Consider the following 1,480-nt stretch of genomic DNA (forward strand, 5'->3'; position numbering starts at 1 on the left):
CCTATATTGTTATTTTTATGCTATTTGTCTTAATCCTTCTTCCAGTATATTCTTTGCTGCATTAATATCCCTGTCATGATTTGTTCCACAGACAGGACATATCCATTCCCTTACTGATAGATTTTTCGTCTCTGTATTTTGGTATCCACAGACTGAACACAATTGACTACTGGCATAGAATGTATCTATTTTGACATATTTTCTGCCATTCCACTTTGCCTTATATTCTAACTGTCTTGTCAGCTCATTCCATGATACATCACTTATGGACTTTGCCAAATGATGATTTTTTACCATGTTTTTTATCTGCAAATCTTCCGAAACTATCACTTGGTTTTCGCTGATAATCTCATGTGACATCTTGTGCAGATAATCTTTTCTGGTATTTGTTATTTTCTCATGACATAATGCTATCTTTTTCTTTGTTTTGTAGTAATTTTGACTTCTTTTCTCTTTATGGGCTAACTGCCTTTGCAGTTTCACCAGTTTCTTTTCGTATTTTCTGATGATTTTGGGATTTTCGTATTTTTTTCCATCAGAAGTAATACATAACTCCTTAATACCTAAGTCTATTCCGGTATTTTGATTTGTATGTGGCAGTTCCGTGTGTTCTGTTTCCACTAAAATTGATACATAATATTTTCCACTCGGAACTTGTGATATCGTTGCCGATTTTATCTGTCCACTAAAATTTCTATGCAGTTTTGCTTTTATACCTTTTAATTTAGGCAGTTTTACTCTATTACACCCGAAATCTACTGTTATATTGCCATTCGTAAAATTTGTTGTATATGACTTATGATTATCGTGTTTACTCTTAAACTTCGGATAACCTGCATGTTCCTTAAAAAATTTCTGGTATGCAGCATCCATGTTGTAAACCGCATTTGTCAGAGCAAATTTATCCACTTCTTTCAGCCATTCATATTCTTTCTTTAATTGTCTGTTGCAGTAATTGTTACAGTCGGTTTTACTAACTGATTTTTTCTCTTTCTCATATACTTCTTTTCGGTATACCAGGGTCTGATTATACACAAAACGGCAACAGCCAAATGTTTTTGCAATCTGTATTTTCTGCTCATTATTAGGGTATATTCTGTATTTATATGCCTTTAACATCCACTGTCACCCTCTTTCTCAACCTTGATTTTCTATATATCTTTTCAGCATTTCTTCCGATACATCTCCTACACTACAGGCAAAATATCCATCTGTCCAAAAGGTATGTTCTTTCCAGAATTGTTTTCGTAAATATTGAGGATATCTTTTCCATATATGGTATGTTGTATAGCTCTTCATCAGGTTTACAATCTTACTAATAGACATTATTGGTTCTGTCTCTATCATGTAGTGAATGTGATCTCTATCTGTTTCCATATATCTTATTATCACACTGTGTCTCTGACATATCTCATACGAAAACTGTTTTATATCATCTGATATCTGCCTCGAAACCAGTAATTTCTTTCTATATTTGCAG

General features: G+C 33.2%; 2 protein-coding genes. Both read right to left on the reverse strand.

The features are described 5' to 3' along the window. Positions 1 to 15 precede the first annotated feature (15 nt). The gene (tnpB, locus tag DXA18_RS15395; RefSeq protein WP_118384588.1) at positions 16 to 1,119 is read right to left on the reverse strand and encodes an IS200/IS605 family element RNA-guided endonuclease TnpB; all 1,104 of its coding nucleotides are present in this window, start codon (positions 1,117 to 1,119) and stop codon (positions 16 to 18) included. An 18-nt stretch (positions 1,120 to 1,137) separates the two neighbouring features. Beyond that, on the reverse strand, positions 1,138 to 1,480 hold a 343-nt coding region (tnpA, locus tag DXA18_RS15400), incomplete at its 5' end, for an IS200/IS605 family transposase (RefSeq protein WP_118384589.1).

Origin of the sequence: Dorea sp. AM58-8, assembly GCF_003464045.1 — a bacterium.
Lineage (GTDB): Bacteria > Bacillota > Clostridia > Lachnospirales > Lachnospiraceae > Claveliimonas > Claveliimonas ammoniilytica.

Bases quoted from the DNA above. Each gene is read 5' to 3' on its own strand.
- tnpB (WP_118384588.1), bottom strand. From the start codon at position 1,119: ATGTTAAAGGCATATAAATACAGAATATACCCTAATAATGAGCAGAAA.